The 5,906-nt window shown below is 34.8% G+C and carries 5 protein-coding genes; 4 read left to right on the top strand and 1 reads right to left on the bottom strand.

Going from position 1 to position 5,906, the window contains the following annotated elements:
- The coding region (purB, locus tag ACILQF_RS09710) for an adenylosuccinate lyase (RefSeq protein WP_395627214.1) at window positions 1-1,182 on the bottom strand (1,182 nt) is incomplete at its 3' end.
- A gap of 155 nt (window positions 1,183-1,337) precedes the next feature.
- Here purB and ACILQF_RS09715 point away from each other — a divergent pair.
- The 4 genes from ACILQF_RS09715 to ACILQF_RS09730 all read left to right on the top strand — a co-directional run.
- On the top strand, window positions 1,338-1,955 hold the full coding sequence (locus tag ACILQF_RS09715) for a TetR/AcrR family transcriptional regulator (protein WP_395627215.1): 618 nt from the start codon (window positions 1,338-1,340) through the stop codon (window positions 1,953-1,955).
- Window positions 1,956-1,959: 4 nt separating this feature from the next.
- Window positions 1,960-3,297 carry a TolC family protein gene (locus ACILQF_RS09720; RefSeq protein ID WP_395627216.1) on the top strand — a complete coding sequence of 446 codons (1,338 nt, stop codon included), beginning with the start codon at window positions 1,960-1,962 and terminating at the stop codon, window positions 3,295-3,297.
- A gap of 71 nt (window positions 3,298-3,368) precedes the next feature.
- On the top strand, window positions 3,369-4,463 hold the full coding sequence (locus ACILQF_RS09725) for an efflux RND transporter periplasmic adaptor subunit (protein WP_395627217.1): 1,095 nt from the start codon (window positions 3,369-3,371) through the stop codon (window positions 4,461-4,463).
- A gap of 25 nt (window positions 4,464-4,488) precedes the next feature.
- A partial coding sequence (locus ACILQF_RS09730) for an efflux RND transporter permease subunit (protein ID WP_395627218.1) occupies window positions 4,489-5,906 on the top strand: 1,418 nt, incomplete at its 3' end.

Consider the following 5,906-nt stretch of genomic DNA (forward strand, 5'->3'; position numbering starts at 1 on the left):
TCTTCTAAGTATAGTTTGAATGGCTTCCGCAACCACAGGCCAGTTTGCTTCTAGGTCGGACGCTATGGCAGATTCATGAAGTAATAGTTTATTAAAACCTCTAAGTGTTGATTTTAAAGCGATTAAAGTATGTGCTAAAGGAACTCCAATATTTCTTAATACGGTTGAGTCGGTAAGATCACGTTGAAGTCTGGAGATGGGAAGTTTAGCGGCCAGATGTTCAAATATAGCGTTCGCCAGACCTAAATTGCCTTCCGAATTTTCAAAATCAATTGGATTAACCTTATGTGGCATAGCCGATGATCCAACCTCGCCAGCTTTGATTTTTTGTTTAAAATAATTCATAGATATGTAAGACCACATATCTCTATTCAAATCGATTAATATATTATTAATGCGTTTCATGGCATCGCAATGTGCCGCAAAATTATCGTAATGCTCAATCTGCGTGGTGTATTGTGAACGATTTAAATCCAATCGCTTGTTCACAAAATTATTGGCAAAGTCAGTCCAGTTTATTTCTGGATAGGCCACATGATGGGCGTTGAAATTGCCGGTAGCTCCACCAAATTTGGCAGAGAATGGAATATTCTGTAATTGAACCAATTGAGCCTCAATTCGTTCAACAAATACATGGAGTTCTTTTCCTAATAAAGTAGGAGAGGCGGGTTGGCCATGCGTATGTGCCAACATTGGGATTTTTGACCATTCGCTTACTCGCCCTTTTAAATGACTTAATAGTTCTTGAATAGCTGGTAAATAGGAATTTTGAACTGCTAGCTTAAATGAATGAGGAATAGCTGTATTATTAATATCCTGAGAAGTTAATCCAAAATGTATGAACTCTTTAAACTCATCTAAACCTAGTTCAGAGAACTTATCCTTAATGAAATATTCAACGGCCTTTACATCATGATTGGTTGTTTTCTCAATCTCTTTAACTGCCTCAGCGTCAGCATCATTGAATTTAACGTAAACAGCCCTTAAAGATTCAAAATGTTTTTTATCGAATGACTTTAATTGTGCTAAAGGCAACTCACATAGTGAAATAAAATACTCTATCTCCACATAAACCCTGAATTTTATTAAGGCTGCTTCAGAAAAATAAGATGATAATTCTTTCGTAGTATGGTGATAGCGACCATCAATAGGAGATATGGCAGATAATGCGGATAAATTCATGTCTTGTTTTTTGCAAAGTTAAGATTTTTGACCGATTTCTCATGATTTGACATTTGTCATCTGCTTGTATTTTTCTACATGTTTTAAAATAAATCATGCGGAAACTTTTGCGATACGAAAAGTTTCCATAGTTTTGCGCCATTAATTAATTTTCATTGGACGTAAGAGAATATATTATCGCGGAGTCGGACAAGCTTTTTTGCCAATATGGTTTTAAAAGTGTAACGATGGATGATATTGCCAAGCATTTGGGGATGTCAAAAAAGACTATCTACGCTCATTTTGCTGATAAAAATGAATTGGTAAATATCATTATCGAGCTCAAACTTAACTTGCAAAAATCCCTAATTATTAATTCTGTTGCTTTGTCTGATAATGCCGTTCATGAGGTATTCTTCAATCTTACCAACATGAAGGATCAATTATCAAATCTGAATCCAATCTTGTTTTATGATCTTCAAAAATATCATCCTCAGGCATGGGTATTTTTTAAAGAATTTAGACAAAAGGATTTATTTAGGGCTATTCATGATAATTTAATTCGGGGTATTGCAGAAGGTTTTTTTAGAAAGGACCTGAAAGCTGATATTTTAACGCAAATGCGCTTAGAGCAGATTGATTTAATCTTTAACAATTCATCTACTTACACTCACGGGAAATATGGCTTGGCGCAGGTTATGGCTGAGTTAACTGAGCATTTCCTTTATGGTATTTGCACACTTAAAGGACATAAACTAATAAATAAATACAAAGAAATAATTGAAGAAGAATAAAAATATGAATTATAAATATCTAAGCTTAACCATTTGTTTTTTTGCTGTCCTCTCAGCCAAAGCACAACAATCTGATACCTTAATTAGCTTTAGTTTGAAAGAAGCGATCGACTACGCACAATCGCATCAAGTTTCAATATTAAACGCAACAATTGATGAGGAAATTGCTAATAATACGGTTAAGAAAACAATCGGGATTGGTTTGCCCCAACTAAATGGAAATGTAAATTTCCAAGATTTCTTAAAGGTGCCAACGAGTTTATTACCAGGTGAATTTTTTGATAAGCCCGGTACTCAAGTCCCAGTTAGATTTGGCGTTCAATACCAATCATCTATCGGATTAGAGTTAAGTCAGCTATTGTTTGATGGTTCATATCTAGTTGGTTTAAAAGCATCTCAAACCTTCAAAGAGCTCTCGAATAAAAGCGTAAAACGTAATCGAATCGAAACTGCTGTAGCAGTAACTAAGGCTTATTATTCTGTTTTAGTAAGTAATGAACAGCTTAATCTTTTAGATGCCAACATGAATAGATTAAAGAAATCATTCAATGACACACAAGCTCTTTTTGCAAATGGCTTTGTTGAAAAGATTGATGTAGATCGTTTAAAGGTTCTCAGTAATAATTTAGAAACTGAACGCGAAAATGTAATCCGATTGTTGGAATTGAATGTGAACCTATTGAAATTTCAAATGGGTATGAACATTCAATCTAAATTAAAACTTAAAGATTCCATTGCCAGCCTACAGGTTGAAGAATCAATTGCTTTGGATGAAACCAGTTCTTATCAAAACAGAATTGAATATTCTTTGCTACAAACCCAGAAAAAAATCAACGAATTGGATGTTAAAAGGTATAAAAGTTTGTTTTTGCCCTCTTTGGTTGCATTTGGTAGCTCGCTGCAAAGTTTGCAGTCTCAAAAATTCAATAGCTTATTTGATAGAAGCTTCCCAACAACTGTGGTAGGTTTTCGTTTATCTGTACCTATTTTATCAGGAGGTATAAAAACATATCAAGTACGAAATGCAAAATTAGAAGTGCTGAAAACAGAGAACAGCCTTGTAAACCTAAAAAATGGAATTAATCTGGAAGTTGAACAGGCGCAAACAGTGTATAAAAATGGTTTGAAATCTCTTCAAAACCAAAAGCGAAATATGGAATTGGCGCAGGAGGTTTTGAGGGTATCTAAAATTAAATATGAGGAGGGCGTGGGTTCTAGTATTGAAGTAACCTCTGCTGAAACTTCTTTAAAAGAATCTCAAAACAATTATATCAATGCACTTTATGACCTTTTGATCAATAAAGTAAACGTTGATAGGGCATTAGGAAAAATAGTTTATTAATTAAAACTCAATAGCAGCTTAAAATATAAATAATGCTGTTTTAATAAAAATTCAAATAAAATAACAGATACATGAAAAAATTACTATTTATTGCTGGAGCATTGTTTTTGGCCTCTTGTGGTGGAAAAGAAACAGATAAGAAATCTGAGTTAGAGGCTTTAAAAAAGGAACGTAATAGCCTAAATGCTAAAATAGAAAAGCTTGAAAGTGAAGTTGGTATTGTTACAGCTGCTAGCGATATAAAGGATGTTAATTTATTGGAACTCTCAGAAAGTTCTTTTGAAAATTATTTAGAGGTACAAGGAAAGATTGACGCAGAAGAAAATGTGCAGGTAAATCCGGAAGCTCCTGGTGTAGTTACGGCCGTTTATGCTAACGTAGGTCAGAATGTGGTTAAGGGACAGGTTTTAGCTCAAATTGACGATCAAGTTTTGCGTCAGAGTATTTCTGAGCTTCAAAATTCTTTAGAGCTTGCAACAACTCTTTTTGAACGTCAAAAGAACCTTTGGAATCAAAAAATTGGTACTGAGGTCCAGTATTTGAGTGCCAAAACCCAAAAAGATGCTGCAGAACGTCGCATTGCAACTATGAAGTCGCAAATGTCGATGTACAAAATAAAATCACCAATTTCAGGAACAATCGATGCCATGGACCTTAAAGTAGGACAGGCGGTAATGCCAGGCATGTCAGGTATTCGCGTGGTAAACGCTAACAAATTGACTGCAAAGGCACAAATTGCAGAATCTTATGCTAGCAGAGTAAATCAAGGAGATAAGGTTCAAATTATCTTGCCAGATGTTCCAGATACAGTTTCAACAAAAATTTCTTTTGCTTCAAGAACGATAGATGCTGTGTCGAGAAGTTTTAATGTTGAAATAAAGCTGCCTTCAAATAAAAAATATCGTCAAAATATGTTGGCGGTCCTTAAAATAATTGATTATCAAAATGTTAATGCCCTAGTTATTCCTGTAAATGCAATTCAAAAGGCCGAAAATGGCGATTATGTGTTTATTTCCGAGAATGGTAAAGCAAAGCGTATAGATATTAAAACAGGCAAAATTTCTGAAGGTCGCGCTGAAATTTTATCAGGTCTCAAAGTTGGTGATCAGGTTATTGTCGCTGGAATGCAAGGCTTAAGTCCTGGTGATTCTATAAAGTCCAATTAATCAAGGTTATACATTATAAAATAAGATGAAAGACAATTTTAAAGAGTTTAAACCCTCTAGTTGGGCAATAGAAAACAGGACCGCTATTTATGTACTTACTGTTATTATTTCTGTTATAGGTTACTTTTCTTATGTAGGCTTGCCCAAAGAAAATTTCCCGGAGGTTATTATCCCTAAAATATTCGTACAGACTGTTTATCCTGGTACTTCTCCTGCAAATATGGAGAATTTGGTGACAAAACAGCTTGAAAAGCAATTGAAATCTGCTTCAGGATTGAAGAAAATCACTTCCAATTCATACCAAGATTTCTCTATAATTACCGCCGAATTTAATACCAATGTTGATATTAAGGATGCAAAGCAGCGGGTTAAAGATGCTGTTGATAAGGCAAGGCAAGATCTTCCCAATGATCTTCCAAATGAACCCAATGTTCAAGATATTAATTTATCGGACTTACCGATTATGTATCTTAATATATCTGGAGATTATGACCTAAAAAGTCTTAAAAAGTATGCGGATGATATTCAAGATCAGGTTGAAAGTTTAAAGGAGATTTCTGGTGTTGACATCATTGGTGCCTTAGAGCAAGAAGTTCAAATCAATGCCGATATAAATAAAATGGCTGCAGCTAGAGTATCATTCTCTGATATTGAACGCGCCATTGGATATGAGAATTTGACTATTTCTGGTGGTACCATCAAAATGGATGGTGTTCGTAGAACGTTAAACGTTAAAAAAGAATTTGCTAGTGCTGATGAAATTGCCAATTTAATCATCAAAACTCCTACAGGTTCTTCAATTTACCTTCGAGACCTTGCTGAAGTTAAAGATTCATTTAAAGAACAGGAAAGTTATGCGCGATTATACGGTAAGAATGTAATTACACTGAATGTTAAGAAAAGAAGTGGTGAGAATTTAATTGATGCGTCCGATAAAATTATTGCAATAATTGCAAAGATGAAGGATGGTCAATTACCTAAAAATTTAAATGTAACTGTTACAGGTGATCAGTCGAACAGGACAAGAGTTACTCTTCATGATCTTATTAATACCATCATTATTGGTTTTATCTTGGTAACAGTGATTTTAATGTTCTTCATGGGTATCACTAATGCTATTTTTGTTGCCTTATCAGTGCCTTTATCCATGTTCATCGCCTTTATGGCCATGCCAGCTTTGGGAGGAATAATGGGATTCAATTTTACCATGAATATGATGGTATTGTTCTCTTTCTTGCTGGGACTAGGTATTGTTGTGGACGATGCAATTGTGGTTATTGAAAATACACATAGAATTTTTGATAATGGGAAGGTGCCAATAAAAAAAGCAGCTAAAATGGCAGCTGCAGAGGTGTTCTTGCCGGTCCTCTCAGGTACATTGACAACTTTAGCACCCTTTGTGCCATTGCTTTTCTGGCCTGGGGTAATTGGGGAATTCATGTT

This window comes from Daejeonella sp. (genome assembly GCF_044232565.1).
In the GTDB taxonomy this organism is placed as follows: Bacteria; Bacteroidota; Bacteroidia; order Sphingobacteriales; family Sphingobacteriaceae; genus Daejeonella.